The organism is Streptomyces sp. NPDC037410, assembly GCF_055602235.1.
On sequence record NZ_JBVJWR010000008.1, the window covers coordinates 268,671 to 285,206 of the forward strand.

Consider the following 16,536-nt stretch of genomic DNA (forward strand, 5'->3'; position numbering starts at 1 on the left):
GAGACGCGGTCGTGCAGCGCAGGCTACGGGGACGGAACGGCCCGCATGGCGCGGCGGAGACTGGCCCGGGCGGCGGTGAGATCGTCTTCCGTCTCACTGAGCCTGCCCTCCAGGGCGGCGATCCGATTTCTGCCCTCTGACAGCTCCTCGTTCAGGGCGGTGTTCCGCTGTTCCAGTTGTTGCACCCGTTGGATCAGTTCGTTCTGGTCCACTCCGTCCAGCTCGGCACCGAGAGACAGCCGGACCCGGTTCAGGAGTCGGTCGCGTTCTCTCTTGAGGTCCTTGATCTCTTCGCGTGCCAAGGCGAGATCCGTCTGCAGCCCGGCAGGAGACACCTGTCGCGCCGCCGGAACGGGGGCGTCCTGACGTACCAGCTCTCGCTGGGCGGTGATGCCGTCCTGAACGGCCTGGTGTACCCGGGGCTGGTTGTAGATGAACCATGTGGACACCGCTGCGTCCCGCGCCACCTGGCTGACAGTGATACGCCTTCCCGAGCGGAGAAGGCCGTCCACTGCATCGATCGCGCGCTTGGTCTTCTCCTCGCTGTCCCTGGCGCGGCTGGCGCGCAGGCGCTCGACCCGTGCGCTCCGGTCGTTGCTGCCGGAAGCGGAGGGACTCTTCATTCGGGGCTCCGTGTCGTGAGTGCCTGCAAGGGGACGAAGGCCGCTGCGGAGCGTGCCTTGCGGAGCTCGCGTGAGGCGGATTCGACGGCGGCCCGCTCCTCGGGAGGCAGCGCATTGAGCTTCCTCCGCATTTCGTCCGCCGACTTCGAGTACGCGCGGATCTGGTCGTCGAGATTGCGAACAACCCAGTCCGCTGCCTCCATCGCCAGAGCGGCCTCCTTGTCGGACCGCAGGTCCGCGATCTGCTGTTCCAGGGCCGGTAGGTAGGAGGGGTCGGGCCGGTAGAAGTCGCAGCCGGCGCACTGGAAGCGGATGCGGCAGTGCCCGCCTCCGGCCTTGACGTTGCTCGGTTCGGTGCAGCCGCCGTACGGAACCCCGACGCTCTCCACCTCGTAGGCCAGTGGGTCGCTGAAGCCACGGGATTCCCCGTGCCGGTCGACGGCGAGCGCCGCGACCGTCCGCACGGCTTCCTGTTTCCGGCTGAGGGAGACCTTGTAGTACCCCATGGTGACGTCCAGCGACCGGTGGTCCATGAGTTCCCGGAGGACATCGGGGCGAGTACCCGCGTCCGCGTGGCGTTGGGCGTAGGCGTGACGGAAGCCGTACGGGACGATCTGGGCGCGGTCGTAGGGGAGAGGCTCACCGTCGTCGCCGAGGCGCTCGTCCACGAGCACGGGAATGACCTCGTCGACCCAGGCACGGAAGATCCTGTTGCAGAACTGCGCAGGGGTGAGGTGCCCACGCCGGGGCCGGTTGCGCTGACCTGGTGACGGGAACAACCACTGCTCGCATGCAGGTACCGGTGGCATCCGCTGAAGCGCCTTCTGCCAGGACTCGATCTCCTGGGCGGTCGCCTCGGTGATGGGCAAGCGGCGGCCGTGTCGGCGTCGCTTGTGGTTGTCGTAGATCAGAGTCGGTTTGCCGTCGATCCACTGCAGACAGTCGCGGCGCAGGCTGGTGACCTCGCCAGGGCGCCGACCGGTGTCTCGAAGGACCTTGTAAGCAACTTGGTACATCCGCGCGAAGTCCGCGGCAGTCCAGCCACCGCTTTCGTACGCTGTCGATGTGCCGAGCAGTTCGATGTGAGCGTCGAGCTGTGAGATGACATGCTCCGGGATGGCACGGCCGATCTCGTCCTCGGAGATCTCGACCGCAGCGATGGTGTGGAATTTCGGGTTCAGCGCGAAGCCGCCGGGAATGTGGTCCATCAGCCCGGCCTGTCGTACGTACTCGAGGAACGCGCGCCACAGGCGCAGCAGTGACCGCCGGTGGCTCGTTGAGTAGTCGTGACCGTTCTCCGGACGCTTGGCGATGCGGAACGCATCCACCACGGCGCTCATGTCCGCCATCGACAACCTCTCCGGTGCATCACCGTGGGGGCGATCGGTCAGCGCCGCTGAGGCGAGTGTCGCGGCGTACACGGTTTGCCGGAACTCGATGACATTGGGGCGCACCGCACGGCCGTAGTCCTTCACCAGTTCACGCAGCCATGGCTGGCGGACCGGACGGAAGTCGATCACGCCGTGCATGGCCGTGTATGTGCGCCCTGGACCGGCGGCGAGTCCCACAAGGGAGCATTCCCAGACATCTCCCGATGTCGGATCGGTGCCCTCGTACTCCAAGCGCGCACGCCGGACGTGCTGGAGGATCCCGTTCAGCATCCCCGCGAGTTCCGCCGGCAGCTCCCGCACGAACGACTCGTCCAGATCCAGGAGCGTCGGCAATGGGGAGGGGAGAGCGGCGACCATACGCCGGACACGCTGGGGCACGAGGTTGATCCCCGCGGCGTCGCGCTGCTGAATCCCGTACTGGATCTCCCGCCGTACCGCCGAGGAGACCTCGCTGAGCGAGAACTGGGAAACTCCAGGAAGGGACCCGGTCGAGACATTGGGGCGACGGCGTGCGGTGTCGGGTACGTAGGTTGCGTCGAAGTCGGACGGGTTCCCCCGCGACCAGCGCGCTCTGCTGCAGGCGCTGCAGCGGCCGCCGTTATGGGCAACGTGCGTGGAGCACGCCGCCACCCTGCAGATGAACACGCTGGTCGCGGGGTTGCCGGGGACTGCGGTGAACAACAGTGCGCCCTCGTCCCACTCGGCCGCTCGCCACCCAGACACCAGGCGTTCCGTGAGCCACGAAGCCCAAGACGTATCCGCTTGGAGTGGCAGCGAGACGACAGCCGAGTCGGCCCCCTGCCTCATCGGATCGCCTCCGGCGAGACACGCTCGACAGCAGCTCGGAGCTCCTCGTCCTGGGCGTGCAGATAGACGGCGGTGCTCGCTGATGAAGCATGGCCCAGCAGCGTCTGGACGACGTCCGGTGAGACTCCGCTGCGAATCCATCGCGTTGCTGCGGTGTGCCGCAACATGTGCGGACGGGTGCGGAAGCCGCAACGCTTCCCGATCCGCTCGACGATCTGCTTGGCGTTGGAGTACGTCATCGGCCTACCCACGTACGCGCCGGCGAGGTTCACGAACACGTAGTCGCAACTGGCGGCTTCGGGCACTTTCTCCCGCTCCGAAAGATGGTCGCGGTACCTGTGCACGGCAACTTCAGTCAGTGGCACTACCCGATGGCGGCCTGCCTTCGCTCGTGCGCCGTTCACGTTGTCCTGCCTGGGGCGGACATGGAGATGGGCGCCTCGCGTACGGCACCCCAGATGTGTCGAGTCGGGCAACAGGTGCATGTCCTCCCGCCGCAGTCCGAGAGCCTCGCCGATCCGCAGGCCCCCTTCGACGAGCACCGTCAGGAGCAGCCGATCTCGGGCTGAACGGGCTGTCTCCAGCACCTCCCTGACCTGAGGATGAGTGAGAATTGCGGGTGCCGTTTCGATCTGCGGCGCCTTCAGGACGCGAACCTTGATCATGAGGTGCTGGCCCCCTTCCCCCGGGTCGAAGCCGCTGGGCGGCGAGGTCAGGAAGCGTGGCTCACTCAGGCGTGCGGCGACCTCATGCTCCACATGCCCCTGGACGGCGCAGAACCGCAGGAACTCGCAGACAGCGGTGAGAACGGCATTGACCGTCTTCCCCGAGGGCGACTGTCCCTGTCGGACAGGCGTTCGCTCGATATGGAACTTGAATCTCGTCATGTCGCCGAGGCCGGCGGTTTTCCAGTCAGCACCCCGCCCGGCACACCAGTTGAGGAAGCGCCCGATCCGAGGAATGTAGGCGCGCTGCGTCTGTGGCGAGCGTCCGGCGCCCCGCAGATAGAGCGAGAACTCCCGTACCTCGGGATGAGGCCGATAGGTCTCCTCGTCGACGAGTAACCAGGTGACCTCTCCCGTGGTGGGTGAGACAGCCTTCTCCGTTCGCAGCATCGCGGGGTCCTCCCCTTGTTCGAGCATGTCGCTCATGTGCCTCTTGGCATGACTGATAACGGCGAGACACAAAGGGAGGGCACGGCTGTCACTCACGTCTCTCACAAGGAAGCAAGGCATGCAGATAACCCGCGACGACATACTCAAGCGCGACCTGACCGGCGTCCGCTTCACGGGCGGCCGCTGCAAGGTCGCCTCCGGGACCCTCACCGACGACCCGTACACCGGCGCCACCGTCCGCTACGTCCGGGGCCGCTCCAAGGTCGACATCGACCATGTCGTCGCGCTCTCCGACGCCTGGCAGAAGGGGGCGGGGAAGTGGGACGGCGAGACCCGGCGCCGCTTCGCCAACGACCCGCTCAACCTGCTCGCCGTCGACGCGGCGACCAACCGCCGCAAGTCCGACGGCGACGCCGCCACCTGGCTGCCGCCGAACCGGGCCTACCGCTGCACGTACGTGGCCCGGCAGGTCGCGGTGAAGAAGAAGTACGGGGTGTGGGTGACGGCGGGGGAGCGGGACGCGATGAAGCGGGTCCTCGGCACCTGCCCGCAGCAGAGGCTCCCCTAGGGCCTCGCCGGATCCGACGCGTCCGGCACGACAGGTGAGAGGGCCGTTCCCCCCCCGGGTAACGGCCCTGTCACGTATATGGGTCAGCCGGTGACGGCGACGTCCTTCGGTGCCGGGGCCTTCGCGTCGACCGGCTTGCCGTGCTTCGAGAAGGTGATCGTCCCCGGTTCGTCGCCGCCCTTCATGACGATCTCCAGGACGTACGGGGTGCCCTGCGTGGCCACGTAGACCGTGCTGCTCTTGCCGCCGTCGCCCGACTCGGTCAGGGCCAGCGCCTTCTGGCCGCCGACCGTGGTCTCCGCGCCCTTCACGATGCCGCTCGCGCCCCGCTCGAACCTGCCGAGGAGCTTGTTCAGGTCGCAGAGCGCCAGCATGTCCTTGTTGTCGGGGTCGGAGACGGGCGCCTTCATCCAGCGGCCCCTGAGCTCCTTGACGGTGGCCTCCTGCACCTCGGGGCTCTCGTCCTTGACCTGCTCGCGCAGGAAGGCCTCGTCGAAGCGCAGGTAGACGCTCTTGTCGTCGGCCTTGATCAGCTCGGCCGTGTCGACCTTGCCCTGGGTCAGCGTGCCGGCGCACTTCCCCTGGGTGTCGAGCGAGAGGTAGCCCTTCCTCGGTTCCTTGGACTTCAGGTCGACGTCCGCGGTCACGGCCTTCGCCGCCTTCGTCGCCGCGAAGGCCTTGTCGACGATCTGCGAACCGGTCATCCCCCCGAAGGGCCCGGCCGGCTTCGCGTCGTCCGAGGCCGGGCCGCAGGCGGCGGTGCCGAGGGCGAAGGCGGCGCACAGGACGGCCGTGACGGCGGTGCGGCGGGTGCGGGTGCGGGGCTGGGCGTGCATGGGGGCGTCTCCGAGGCGGTGGTACGGGGGTGGGGCCCCGAAGGGCCCCGGTCCAGGTGGCGCGGGTCCGGCGTGGTGCGGGTCCGGCGTGGGTCAGCCGATCTTCAGTTCCCACTGCGAGGCGTCGTACGTGAAGCCGGGGTTGACCTCGACGGTCAGGTTCTTGGCGTCCTTGGGGGCGTCGAAGGCGACGGTGACGGTGGCCTTCTTGCCAGGCATGATGGTGCCCTCGAAGCCCTTGCCGACCTTGTTGTCGTAGATCTCCTCGGCCGCGACGCCGTTCTTGCCGGCGGTGGCGCTCAGGCTGACGAGGGCGGTGTCGAACTTCTCCTTGCCCTTGTTCTCGATGACGACGGTGACCTGGTAGGCCTTGTTGCCCTTGGTGTGGCCCATCGCGTACTCGTCGGGGGAGTACGGCTTCGGGTCCGCCACCGTGACCGTGAGGTCGTCGTCGTAGACGGAGCTGTCGCCGTCCGCCAGGCCCTGGCCCTTCTTGCCGGCCTTGCCGGCGTCGCCCGCCGGGGCCTTGCCCGCCGGGTCCTTCGGGGCCGAGTCCTTGATCCCCTTGTCGATCTGGTCGACGGCGTCGCTGACGGCCGTGACCACGATGACGATGCCGACGACCGAGAGGATCAGGGAGACGAGGCCCAGGATCGCGCCGGTGAGCGCCACTCCCTTGTTGCTCGCCTCGCCGCGCTTCACGCGGCCCCTGCCGACGAGCCCCAGGATCAGCGCGATCACGCCGAGGATGCCGGCCAGCCAGAACAGGAACGGCATGAAGCCCGAGATCGTGCCGATGATGCCGAGGATCAGGGCCGCGGTGCCGAGGCCGTTGCGCATGACCCGCGGGGCGGCGGGCGGGACCTGGGTGTCGTACGACATGGGTGTGTCCTCCCGGACGGAGACGATGTCTGGTGCGATGGGTCAATCACAGCAGAGCTTGTGAACCGAGTCAACACGATTCACGGAAAAGGGGTCGACTCACACTGTGAAAGGGTGTGGCGCGCGTTCGTCGCTAGGATTGGTGTCACAGCCACAGGGCGAGCCACAGGGGAGTTGGGTCACGTGCCGGAGAACGCAGCAGAGGCGGGTGCGGAGCGGTCGGGTGGTGCGGCGGAGCAGCCCACCGCCGAGGTGACCGCCGCCGGGATCGCGCGGCTCGCCGGGGTCGGCCGGGCCGCCGTCAGCAATTGGCGTCGCCGCCACGCCGACTTCCCCAAGCCCGTCGGCGGTACGGAGACCAGCCCGTCCTTCGCCCTCGCGGACGTCGAGGAATGGCTCCGCGCCCAGGGCAAGCTGGCGGAGGTCCCGCTCAAGGAGCGCGTCTGGCAGCAGGTCGCGGGCCACCCGGCCGGCGCCGTCACCGCCCTCGTCCACGCGGGCTGCGCCCTCCTCCTCGTACGGGACAGGTCCGCGGCCTGGCCCGCGCTCGCCGATCTCCCCGACGCGCGGCTCGCGGAGGTGCTGCCCGTCGCCCTGGAGGAGACGCTCACCGAGCGGCTCGGCCCCGAGCGGGCCGTCCTCACCCCCACCGCCCCCGCGCTCGCCGCCTCCGTCCCGCTCCTGCGCGGGGCCGCCGAGCTCGCGGCCGAGACCGGGGCCCGGGGGGCCTTCGAGTTCCTGCTCGGCCGTCACCTGGACGCCAACCCCCGGCAGTACACGCTCACCCCGCCCGGCCCCGCCGCCCTCATGGCGGCGCTCGCGGCGACTCCGAGGAGGGGGCACGACGGCGCCCCGCTCACCGTCCTCGATCCCGCCTCCGGGACCGGCGGCCTGCTGAGCGCGGTCGAGCGGCCCGGCGCCGTCTGCGGCCAGGACGCCGACCACGACCTCGCCGCGCTCACCGCCCTGCGCCTGGCGCTCGCCACCGACGCCGACATCCGGGTCCGGTCCGGCGACAGCCTGCGCGCCGACGCGTTCCCGACGCTGGCGGCGGACGCCGTCCTGTGCCACCCGCCGTTCAACGAGCGGAACTGGGGCCACGACGAGCTGGCCTACGACCCGCGCTGGGAGTACGGCTTCCCGGCCCGCACGGAGTCCGAACTCGCCTGGGTCCAGCACGCCCTGGCCCGCCTCCGCCCCGGCGGCACCGCCGTCCTGCTCATGCCCCCCGCCGCCGCCTCCCGCCGCTCCGGCCGCCGCATCCGGGCCGATCTGCTCCGCCGGGGCGCCCTGCGCGCGGTCGTCGCCCTCCCGGCCGGCGCCGCACCGCCGTACGGCATCCCGCTCCACCTCTGGGTGCTGCGCAGGCCCGTCCAGGGCGAGCGCCCCCCGGGCGAACTCCTCCTCGTCGACACCGCCTCCGAGCAGGCGGGTCCTGGCCGGGAGGGCCGCGACCGGCTCGACTGGCCGGCCGTCCACTCCGCCGTACTGGACGCCTGGACGCCCTTCGACCGGGACGGGACCCTCGCCGGGACCCCGGGCGCGAGCCGTTCCGTGCCCGTCATCGAACTCCTCGACGACGACGTCGACCTGGCCCCCGCCCGCCATCTGCCGCCGCCGGCCGCCGCCGAGGGCGTGGCGCAGCTGGCCGCGGTGCGCGAGCGGCTCACTGAGACGCTGCACCGGACCCGTGAACTGACCCCGCCGCCCCTGACCGACCCGGCGTCCGGCGCCGGGACGGGCCGGCCCACGACCACCGTCGGCGAACTGGCCCGCGCCGGCGCCCTGGTCCTGCGCGCGGGCGGCGTGGGCACGACCCCCGCCGCCACACCGGTCGCCGTCCTCACCGACCACGACGTCCTCGCCGCCCAGCCGCCCTCCGGGAGCCTGCCCGACGGCCCGCCCGAGGAGCCGGTCCTGCTCGCGGCCGGGGACGTCGTCGTCCCGGTCCTCGGCGGCGGCACCGCCGTCCGGGTCGTCGACGCCTCCGCGGAGGGCGCCGCGCTCGGCCGCAACCTCCAGCTGCTCCGCCCCGATCCGGCGGCCCTCGACCCCTGGTTCCTGGCCGGATTCCTCCGGGCCACCGCCAACACCCGGCAGGCCAGCAGCTACGCGTCCACCGCGACCCGGCTCGACGTGCGCCGCCTCCAGCTGCCGCGCCTGCCCCTGGCCGAACAGCGCAGGTTCGGCGAGCGGTTCCGGGCGCTCGCCGAGTTCGAGGAGTCGCTGCGGCTGGCCGCGCGCCTCGGCGACCAGCTGGTCCAGGGCCTGTACGACGGCCTGGCGGACGGCACGGTGGCTCCGTAGGGCCCGCTTGTGATCTGTTCGGCAACGGTTCCGGGTATCCCGGAACCGTTGTCCGCAGGGGTGTATACGCTCGTCTCCGCACCCCGATCCGTCCCGGGGATCCGTCCGAGCAGGAGCAGCAGGATGTACGGCCCTCCGCAGGCCCCGCAGGTTCCGCAGCCGTCGAAGAGCCCCGCCTCCGGCGGCCGTATCGCGCTGCTCGTCCTCTTCTCCGTCCTCGCGCTGCTGAGCTGCGGTTTCCTGGCCTGGGCGCCGATGCTGCGGCTCGCGATCGTCACCCGCAGGGCGCTGGACTGGGTGCTGTGCGGCCTGACGTTCCTGGTGGCGGCGGGCCTCTTCACGTACGCGGGCGTCACCGGCGACGAGGAGCCCACGACCACGGAGTCCTTCGTCGCCGTCGGCATCATGGTCGCCCTGGTGGCGGGCTCGATCACGTACTACCTGGTGACCGAGATCCGTCGCCTGGACCGGCCCGGCGTCGCGGCTCCCGGGTTCCTCCCGCCGGGGTACGACCCCGGTGCCGCCGTCACGGTCCCGAGCCCGGGGAGCCCCAACCCGTACGCCCACCCGGTCGTCCCGCCGCCGGTCGTCCCGTCCCCGGCCGTCCAGCCGCCCCAGCCGCCCGCCGTTCCCGGGCACCGCATCGAGCAGGTCCGCGCCGAGCTCGACGAGCTGAGCGACCTGCTGCGGCACCAGAGGGAAGACGACGGTCGCGCGTGAACGGGCGGGTCATCGGCGGGCGTTACGAGCTCGCCACCGTCATCGGGCAGGGCGGGATGGGGCAGGTCTGGACGGCGTACGACGGGCGGCTCGACCGCCGGGTCGCGGTGAAGCTGCTCCGGCCGGCCACCATGACCGGCCCTGCCACCGCCGCCGAGGAACTGCGGCGCCGCTTCGTGCGCGAGTGCCGGGTGACCGCGCAGGTCGACCACCCCGGCCTGGTGACCGTGCACGACGCGGGCAGCGACGGCGACGACCTCTACCTCGTCATGCAGTACGTGCAGGGCGCGGACCTCGCCGACCACCTGGCCGAGCACGACCCGTATCCCTGGGAGTGGGCGGTCAGCGTCGCCGCGCAGCTGTGCGCGGTGCTCGCCGCCGTGCACGCGGTGCCGATCGTGCACCGCGACCTCAAGCCGCGGAACGTGATGATCCGCCCGGACGGCACGGTGCTCGTCCTCGATCTGGGCGTCGCCTCCGTCCTGGACACCGACACCACCCGGCTCACGCAGACCGGTTCGCCCATCGGCAGCCCGGCGTACATGGCGCCGGAGCAGGCCATGGGCGGCGCCGTCGGCCCGTCCACCGACCTGTACGCGCTCGGCGTCCTGCTCCACGAACTCCTCAGCGGGAACGTGCCGTTCGCCGGATCCACGGCGCTCGGTGTGCTGCACCGCCATCTGTACGAGCCGCCCGCGCCGCTCCGGCAGCTGCGGCCCGAGGTCCCCGAGGTGCTCGAAGCGCTGGTCCTGCGGCTGCTCGCCAAGGACCCGCAGGCGCGGCCGTCCGGCGCCCACGAGGTGTACGAGCACCTGCTGCCGCTGCTCCCCGCGCGCGGCGCCCCGGCGGGGCCGATGGACCCGACCCGGCCGTTCCTGCGCCCGCACGCGCCCTGGCCGGAGCGGCCTTCGGCGAGGACCGCGGGGGTTCCGCCGGTGCCGGTCAAGGTCCCGGTCCCGCCGGTGCCGTCGGCGCCTCCGCGTACGCAGCCGGACCCCCGTACCGATCCTCGTGCCGACCCCCGGGTGTACGGGAGCGGGGCGCCCGCGCGGCCGGACGTGGCCGGTGCCGTCGAAGAGGTGAAGCGGCTGCTCGGCGAGGGCTCGCTCACCCAGGCCGTGGACCTGCTCGGCGCGATCCTGCCCGCGGCGGCGGCCGAGCACGGCGAAGGGTCGCCGGTCGTCCGGATCCTGCGCAAGCAGTACGCGTCGACGCTGATGGACGACGGCCAGTACCGGCGCGCGCTGCCGGAGTTGCGCCGGCTCGCGGAGGAGCGCGGCGCGGAGGCGGGTCCGGCCGACCCTCAGTTCCTGCAGTTCCGTTACGACACGGCGCTGTGCCTGGAGCAGCTGGGGGAGACGGCCGCGGCGCTCGTGGAGTTCCGCGCGGTCCTGCCGTACTACGAGGGGGATCCGGCCCGGGCCTTCGACATCCGGCAGCGGATCGGGCTGCTGCTCCTGGCGGTGGGTGAGCATACGGCCGGTCAGGAGGAGCTCCAGCGGCTGCTGTTCGACGCGGAGCGCGCCTACGGCCCGTATCACCCGCTTCCGGTGGATCTGCGGCGGGCTCTCGACCATCAGCGGCGGCTGGGTCGGTGACCTGGCGAGGTGTCAGGGTCACGACTCGGCAACTGATCCGGAAGTGGATCTTCGTGATCCTTTTTGCCTGTTTTAGCGCATGTAACGTTCGCGTCTGATCATGTCCGCGCCCCGCAAGGAATCCCCATGACGACGCCTCCCGCTCCCTTCACCCCCGAGCAGCAGCCCGCCGCCCCGGCGCCCGCGAAGAAGGGCGCCGCCCTCCTGAAGAAGGTCGGCGGGTTCATCGTCGTCCTCATCATCGGCGTCGCCGTCAAGCTCGGCATCCCGTACCTCACGGGCGACACCCCGGTGCACGCGAAGGCCGGCGAGTGCGTCACCGTCACCGGTCCCGACAACGACCCCAAGGTCGACACCGAGGACTGCTCGTCCGGCAAGGCCCACCTCTACAAGGTCGCCAAGGTCGTCGACGACACCTTCGACACCGACAAGTGCGGTGAGGTCGGCGAGGTCGCGCTCGCGCAGCAGTGGGACGCGGAGAAGTTCGTCCTCTGCCTGAACTCGGTCGCCGCGAAGTAATCGCGCGCTTCCCGAAACGCAAAGGAAGGGCCGGAACCCGTCGGGTTCCGGCCCTTCTGCCGTGTCACTCCCCGTCCAGGCCCCGCGCGACGGTGAACCGGCCGGCGTGCTCGCCCCGCAGGAGCCCGGCGGGGACCTTGCGCCCGTAGGCGAGGAGCAGCAGGTGCCGGGCCTCGCCGGAGACGGGGGAGCCGGTGCCGTACGACCAGTCGAGGTCGGTGGCCTGGAGCCGTACACCGGCGAGGTCCGCGCGGAAGAACCGCACCGTCCGGGCGTCGAGGGCGTCCAGGAGGATCCGCAGCCGGTCCTCGGGGACGCGGCGGCCGTGGCCGAGGGCGACGGTGACGTCGAGGCCGTGGACGACGTCGTGACCCAGCGCGGCGACCGCCCCGCCGACCGGCGGCGTCCAGGGGTGGCGGGCGTTGTCCCGGAGGAAGCCGGCGAGCGCGCGGGGCGGGTACGCGGCGGCGTCCCGGCGGGCGCAGCGGTCGGTCATCCGGTGCAGCCGCCCGCCGGCCTTGAGGAGTTCGAGGGCGGTCCTCGGCAGGGAGTACCGGAATCCGAGCGACATGTGGGCCGCGACCTCGCGCACCCGCCAGTCCCCGCACAGGGTGGGGGCGTCCCAGCTCTCCTCGGGCAGCGCGTCCAACAGGTCGGCGAGTTCTCGGCGTTCGCCGGCGATGGCATCGGCGACGAGGCCGGTGTGGGCGTCGGTGCGGCGGGGCGTGGTTCCCGAGGTGTGTCCCATGCGTCAAGCGTCGGCGGGACGGAGTCATAAGTCCAAGAGCCTGTTCTTCTGCTTCCTAGAATCGGTGGTTATGGAGCTTCGGCAGTTGCGGTACTTCGTCGCGGTGGTGGAGGAGGGCGGCTTCACGCGCGCGGCCGCCCGGCTGCACCTGGCGCAGCCGGGCCTCAGCGCCCAGATCCGGCAGCTGGAGCGGGAGTTGGGGCAGCGGCTGCTCGACCGGTCGGGGTCGGTGACGCCGACGGAGGTGGGGAAGGCGCTGCTGCCGTACGCGCGCGCGGCGCTGGCCGCGGTCGAGGGCGCCCGGCAGGTGGCGGACGAGTTCGGCGGGCTGCTGCGGGGCCGGGTGACGATCGGCGTCGTGTCCGGGGCGGCCGTCCACGAGTTCGACCTGGCCGCCGTACTGGCCGGATTCCACGCCCGGCACCCGCGGATCGAGGTCGCGCTCACCGAGGAGTCGTCGGAGCGGATGCTCGCGGCCCTCAGGGACGGCGAGCTGGACATCGCCGTGGCCGGGCTCGCGGACGAGGAGCCTCCGCCGGGAGTGTCGTACCAGGTCCTGATCGACGAGCCGCTGGTGGCGGCGGTCGCGGTGGACGACCCGCTGGTCCCTGAGGACGGCGGGGCCGGGGGCGCGGTCATCGGCCTGGAGGCGCTGCGGGACCGGCCGCTGATCAGCATGCCGCGCGGCACGGGTACGCGCGGCGTCCTCGAACGGGCCTGCGCGCGGGCGGGGTTCCGGCCCCGGGTGGTCTTCGAGGCGGCCGATCCGCTGTTCCTGGCCCGGCTGGCGGCCCACGGGCTCGGCGTGGCGGCCGTGCCCCGGCTCGCGGACGACGTGGCGGAGGGGCTCGGGCTGCGCCTGCTCGCCTTCGCCGAGCCGCAGCCCCGGGCCCGGATCGCCCTGGCCTGGCGGGCGGCGGGGCCGACGGGGCCGGCTGCGGGGGCTCTGCTGGCGTGTCTGAGGGCCGCCTTCGCCGCGGACGCGGGAGAGGAAGGGAAGGCGGGGAGGTGAGAGGGAGTACGCACCTCTCGCACTCTCAACGTATAGCGGACGGGGGGCCTTGCGGCAAGGCCCCCCTCATGGCGCAGAATCACTCCTCGAAGAAAGCCAGATGCTGTGAAAACGGGGTAATTGCCATATGACGTCCCTTACTGCCGGTGTGTTCGACCTCGTGGGCGCTCTCTCGCCCAAGGCCGACCCGGCGCTCATCGCCGCCGACGAGCAGCACTTCGCGGCCATCGCCCGCTGCCTCGACGAGACGATCGCCGAGCTGTCGGCGCGCCTCGACGCCGAGCGGAAGGCGCCGGGCGGGGTCGGTCGGGAGGCGATGGACCGGGACGCGGAGATCCACCGCCTGTCCGGCCGCCTGCGGACCCTGCGCCGCTTCGGCCTCGACCTGTGCCTGGGCCGCGTGGTCGGCGCGGAGGGCGTGGAGGGCGTGGAGGGCGCGGAGGGCGCGGAGGGCGCGTACGGCGCGTACGGTTCGGAGGGCGCGGACGGTACGGACGCCAGGCCCGGATCCGAGCCCCTGTACATCGGGCGCCTCGGCCTCACCGACAGCACCGGCCGCCGCCTGCTCGTCGACTGGCGCTCCCCGGCGGCCGAGCCGTTCTTCGCGGCGACGCACGCCCAGCCCATGGGCCTGGCGAGCCGCCGCCGCTACCGCTGGTCCGGCGGCCGGATCACGGACTACTGGGACGAGGTCTTCACCGCCGACGGCCTCGAAGGGCATGCCGCGCTCGACGACCAGTCCGCGTTCATCGCCAGCCTCGGCGGCAACCGGTCGCCCCGCATGCGGGACGTGCTCGCCACGATCCAGTCCGACCAGGACGCCATCATCCGCGCGGGCTCGCGCGGCGCCCTCGTCGTCGACGGCGGCCCCGGTACGGGAAAGACGGTCGTCGCCCTGCACCGCACCGCGCACCTGCTCTACTCCGACCCGCGCCTCGGGCACCGCCGCGGCGGCGTGCTGTTCGTCGGCCCGCACCAGCCCTACCTGAACTACGTCGCCGACGTCCTGCCCAGCCTCGGCGAGGAGGGCGTACGGACCTGCACCGTCCGCGACCTGGTCGCCGAGGGCGCGAAGGCGCGGCCGGAGACCGACCCGGAGGTCGCCCGCCTGAAGTCCTCGCGGGACATGGTCCTGGCGATCGAGAAGGCCGTCGCGTTCTACGAGGAGCCGCCCACCGAGGGGATGACCGTCTCCACGCACTGGTCGGACATCCGGCTGACCGCCGCCGACTGGGCGGAGGCCTTCGCGGCGGCCGAGCCGGGGACCCCGCACAACGAGGCGCGCGAGCAGATCTGGGAGCACCTGGTCTCCCTCCTCTTCGACAAGTACGACGGCGAGGAGGTTCCGGAGGCCCAGTTCCGGAAGTCGCTGCGCCAGGACCGGGAGCTGACCGGCGCCCTCAACAGCGCGTGGCCGATGCTTGAGGCGGCCGACCTCGTCGGCGACCTGTGGACGGTCCCCGCGTACCTGCGGCTGTGCGCGCCCTGGCTGACCCCCGACGAGGTGAAGCGGCTGCGGCGCGCCGACGCCCAGGCGTGGACGGTCTCCGACCTGCCGCTCCTGGACGCGGCGCGGCAGCGGCTCGGCGACCCGGCGACGGCCCGGTTCAAGCTGCGGCGCAAGGCCACCGTCGCCGCCGAGCGCGAGCGCATGGCCGGGGTCATCGACAGCATCGTCGCGGCCGACGACGACGGTGAGGGCGCGGTCACGATGCTGCACGGCAAGGACCTCCAGGACAGCCTGATCGACGAGAACGCCCTGCCGGACGCCGAACGGGAGCCGCTGGACGGCCCGTTCGCCCACATCGTGGTGGACGAGGCGCAGGAACTCACCGACGCGGAGTGGCAGATGCTGCTCCTGCGCTGCCCGTCGAAGAGCTTCACGATCGTCGGCGACCGCGCCCAGGCCCGGCACGGCTTCACCGAGCCGTGGCGGGAGCGCCTGGAGCGAGCGGGGCTCGACCGCATCGAGATGACGTCGCTGAGCATCAACTACCGCACGCCGGAGGAGGTCATGGCGGAGGCCGAGCCGGTCATCCGGGCCGCGCTCCCGGACGCCAACGTGCCGACGTCCATCCGCAGCAACGGCATCCCGGTCACCCACGCCCCGGTCGCTGGCCTGGACGAGATCCTCGGCACCTGGCTCACCGAGAACGCCGAGGGCGTCGCCTGTGTCATCGGCGCCCCGGCGTTCGCGGAGCGCCCCCGGGTCCGCTCGCTCACCCCGTCCCTCTCGAAGGGCCTGGAGTTCGACCTGGTGGTCCTCGTCGACCCCGACTCCTTCGGCGAGGGCATCGAGGGCGCGGTCGACCGGTACGTGGCGATGACCCGCGCGACCCAGCGCCTGGTGGTCCTGGAGGGCTGAAAAGGAAGTGAGCGCCGTCGGGCCACCTTGCTACGGTGGCCCGATGGCAGCGATCAAGGAAATCCAGGTCACCCTCGACTGTGCGGAGCCCGGGCGCCTCGCCGAGTTCTGGTGCGAGGTGCTGGGGTACGTCGTCCCGCCGGTCCCCGAGGGGTTCGCCACCTGGGCGGAGTACCACCGGTCGCTGCCGGCCGAGGAGCGGCCCGTCTACTTCGCGTGCACCGACCCCACGGGCAAGGGCCCGCGCGTGCTCTTCCAGCGCGTCCCCGAGGGCAAGACCGTCAAGAACCGGGTGCACCTCGACGTACGGGCCGGCAAGGGCCTGGTGGGCGACGAGCGCCTCGCCGTCCTGGAGGCCGAGTGCGCACGCCTGGTGAAGCTCGGCGCGACCCACCTGTACACGCAGTACGCCGACGGGGAGAACGAGTCCTGCATCACCCTGCAGGACCCCGAGGGCAACGAGTTCTGCCTCGACTGAGCGCCCCGCCGACACCGAAGCGGCCTCCACCCACGACGGGCGGAGGCCGCTTCGGCGTTCCGGGGTCTGGGCTCCTAGGACGCGGTCGACCGGAGGTCGAAATCGAAGTCGAGCGCGGCCAGATCGTCTTCGTCGACGGTGGAGGCCCGGAAGTGGACCTTGAACTTGCCTTGCGGGATCTCCCGGGAGAGCTGCATGACGTAGGTCAGCTCCACGGGTCCGGGCTTGATCGGCCCGCCGGCCGGGTCGGGCGTCGCGCTCCATCCCTCGGAGGACGAGCCGTTGCGCAGCTCCTCGAAGAGGTCGAACCGCTTGTGCAGAATCTTGATGAGGCCCAGCTTGACGGTGACGTCGAAGGTGGCGCCGTCCTCGATGGCGGTCTGGGCGGTGCCCTTGATGACCATCTTCGCCTCGGCGCCGGGCTTCGGCGGGTCCGGGGTGACGGTGATGCTTTCGACCTGCAGCGCGTCCGTGGAGAGGCCGGCGTTCGTGTAACTCCAACTGGTCATGTCGCGGAGCGTAGCGCGTCGAGCGCGCACCGTGTGCGACCTCGCACCGCGTCGAGCG

At 71.6% G+C, this 16,536-nt stretch carries 14 protein-coding genes and 1 pseudogene; 8 read left to right on the plus strand and 7 right to left on the minus strand.

Annotation, left to right across the window (positions count from 1 at the left end; translation table 11 throughout):
- Positions 1-23: 23 nt before the first annotated feature.
- From ACZ7HT_RS16190 to ACZ7HT_RS16200, 3 genes are all read right to left on the minus strand, one after another.
- Entirely contained in the window at positions 24-623 is a 600-nt protein-coding gene (locus tag ACZ7HT_RS16190) for a DUF6262 family protein (RefSeq protein ID WP_471165511.1), read from the minus strand.
- Complete coding sequence (locus ACZ7HT_RS16195) at positions 620-2,695, minus strand: tyrosine-type recombinase/integrase (protein ID WP_471165513.1); 2,076 nt, start codon at positions 2,693-2,695, stop codon at positions 620-622. The genes ACZ7HT_RS16190 and ACZ7HT_RS16195 overlap by 4 nt, the downstream gene beginning before the upstream one ends.
- 122 nt (positions 2,696-2,817) lie before the next feature.
- Entirely contained in the window at positions 2,818-3,972 is a 1,155-nt protein-coding gene (locus ACZ7HT_RS16200) for a tyrosine-type recombinase/integrase (RefSeq protein ID WP_471165516.1), read from the minus strand.
- Positions 3,973-4,063: 91 nt separating this feature from the next.
- Here ACZ7HT_RS16200 and ACZ7HT_RS16205 point away from each other — a divergent pair.
- Positions 4,064-4,504, plus strand: a pseudogene (locus ACZ7HT_RS16205) (HNH endonuclease family protein); the annotation flags it as partial.
- A gap of 83 nt (positions 4,505-4,587) precedes the next feature.
- On the opposite strand, the gene ACZ7HT_RS16210 reads toward ACZ7HT_RS16205, so the two are convergent.
- Together ACZ7HT_RS16210 and ACZ7HT_RS16215 are read right to left on the minus strand one after the other, a co-directional pair.
- Positions 4,588-5,340 (minus strand): hypothetical protein, encoded by a 753-nt coding sequence (locus tag ACZ7HT_RS16210; protein WP_471165518.1) that lies wholly within the window; start codon positions 5,338-5,340, stop codon positions 4,588-4,590.
- 93 nt (positions 5,341-5,433) lie between these two features.
- Entirely contained in the window at positions 5,434-6,222 is a 789-nt protein-coding gene (locus ACZ7HT_RS16215; protein ID WP_471165521.1) for a DUF4190 domain-containing protein, read from the minus strand.
- A gap of 252 nt (positions 6,223-6,474) precedes the next feature.
- Between ACZ7HT_RS16215 and ACZ7HT_RS16220 the strand changes: the two genes are divergently transcribed.
- The 4 genes from ACZ7HT_RS16220 (at position 6,475) to ACZ7HT_RS16235 (ending at position 11,366) form a co-directional block, all read left to right on the plus strand.
- Positions 6,475-8,529, plus strand: coding sequence for an N-6 DNA methylase (locus tag ACZ7HT_RS16220; RefSeq protein ID WP_471165731.1), 2,055 nt, complete (start codon positions 6,475-6,477; stop codon positions 8,527-8,529).
- Positions 8,530-8,652: 123 nt separating this feature from the next.
- Positions 8,653-9,249 carry a hypothetical protein gene (locus ACZ7HT_RS16225; RefSeq protein WP_471165524.1) on the plus strand — a complete coding sequence of 199 codons (597 nt, stop codon included), beginning with the start codon at positions 8,653-8,655 and terminating at the stop codon, positions 9,247-9,249.
- Positions 9,246-10,847, plus strand: a complete 1,602-nt coding sequence (locus ACZ7HT_RS16230) for a protein kinase domain-containing protein (protein ID WP_471165527.1) — start codon at positions 9,246-9,248, stop codon at positions 10,845-10,847. Before ACZ7HT_RS16225 ends, ACZ7HT_RS16230 begins: the two co-directional genes overlap by 4 nt.
- A gap of 126 nt (positions 10,848-10,973) precedes the next feature.
- Positions 10,974-11,366: an LppU/SCO3897 family protein gene (locus ACZ7HT_RS16235; RefSeq protein ID WP_471165530.1), complete on the plus strand. Its 393-nt coding sequence runs from the start codon at positions 10,974-10,976 to the stop codon at positions 11,364-11,366.
- A 64-nt stretch (positions 11,367-11,430) separates the two neighbouring features.
- On the opposite strand, the gene ACZ7HT_RS16240 is transcribed toward ACZ7HT_RS16235, so the two are convergent.
- Positions 11,431-12,114 (minus strand): maleylpyruvate isomerase family mycothiol-dependent enzyme, encoded by a 684-nt coding sequence (locus ACZ7HT_RS16240; protein WP_471165532.1) that lies wholly within the window; start codon positions 12,112-12,114, stop codon positions 11,431-11,433.
- Positions 12,115-12,184: 70 nt separating this feature from the next.
- Between ACZ7HT_RS16240 and ACZ7HT_RS16245 the strand changes: the two genes are divergently transcribed.
- From ACZ7HT_RS16245 to ACZ7HT_RS16255, 3 genes are all read left to right on the plus strand, one after another.
- Positions 12,185-13,126: a LysR family transcriptional regulator gene (locus tag ACZ7HT_RS16245; protein WP_471165534.1), complete on the plus strand. Its 942-nt coding sequence runs from the start codon at positions 12,185-12,187 to the stop codon at positions 13,124-13,126.
- A 127-nt stretch (positions 13,127-13,253) separates the two neighbouring features.
- Positions 13,254-15,491 carry an RNA polymerase recycling motor ATPase HelR gene (helR, locus tag ACZ7HT_RS16250; protein WP_471165537.1) on the plus strand — a complete coding sequence of 746 codons (2,238 nt, stop codon included), beginning with the start codon at positions 13,254-13,256 and terminating at the stop codon, positions 15,489-15,491.
- Between the two features lie 43 nt (positions 15,492-15,534).
- A complete protein-coding gene (locus ACZ7HT_RS16255) occupies positions 15,535-15,969 on the plus strand; it encodes a VOC family protein (RefSeq protein WP_471165540.1) in 435 nt (144 codons plus the stop codon).
- 74 nt (positions 15,970-16,043) lie between these two features.
- On the opposite strand, the gene ACZ7HT_RS16260 is transcribed toward ACZ7HT_RS16255, so the two are convergent.
- The gene (locus tag ACZ7HT_RS16260; RefSeq protein ID WP_471165542.1) at positions 16,044-16,478 is read right to left on the minus strand and encodes an ML domain-containing protein; all 435 of its coding nucleotides are present in this window, start codon (positions 16,476-16,478) and stop codon (positions 16,044-16,046) included.
- Between the last annotated feature and the right edge of the window lie 58 nt (positions 16,479-16,536).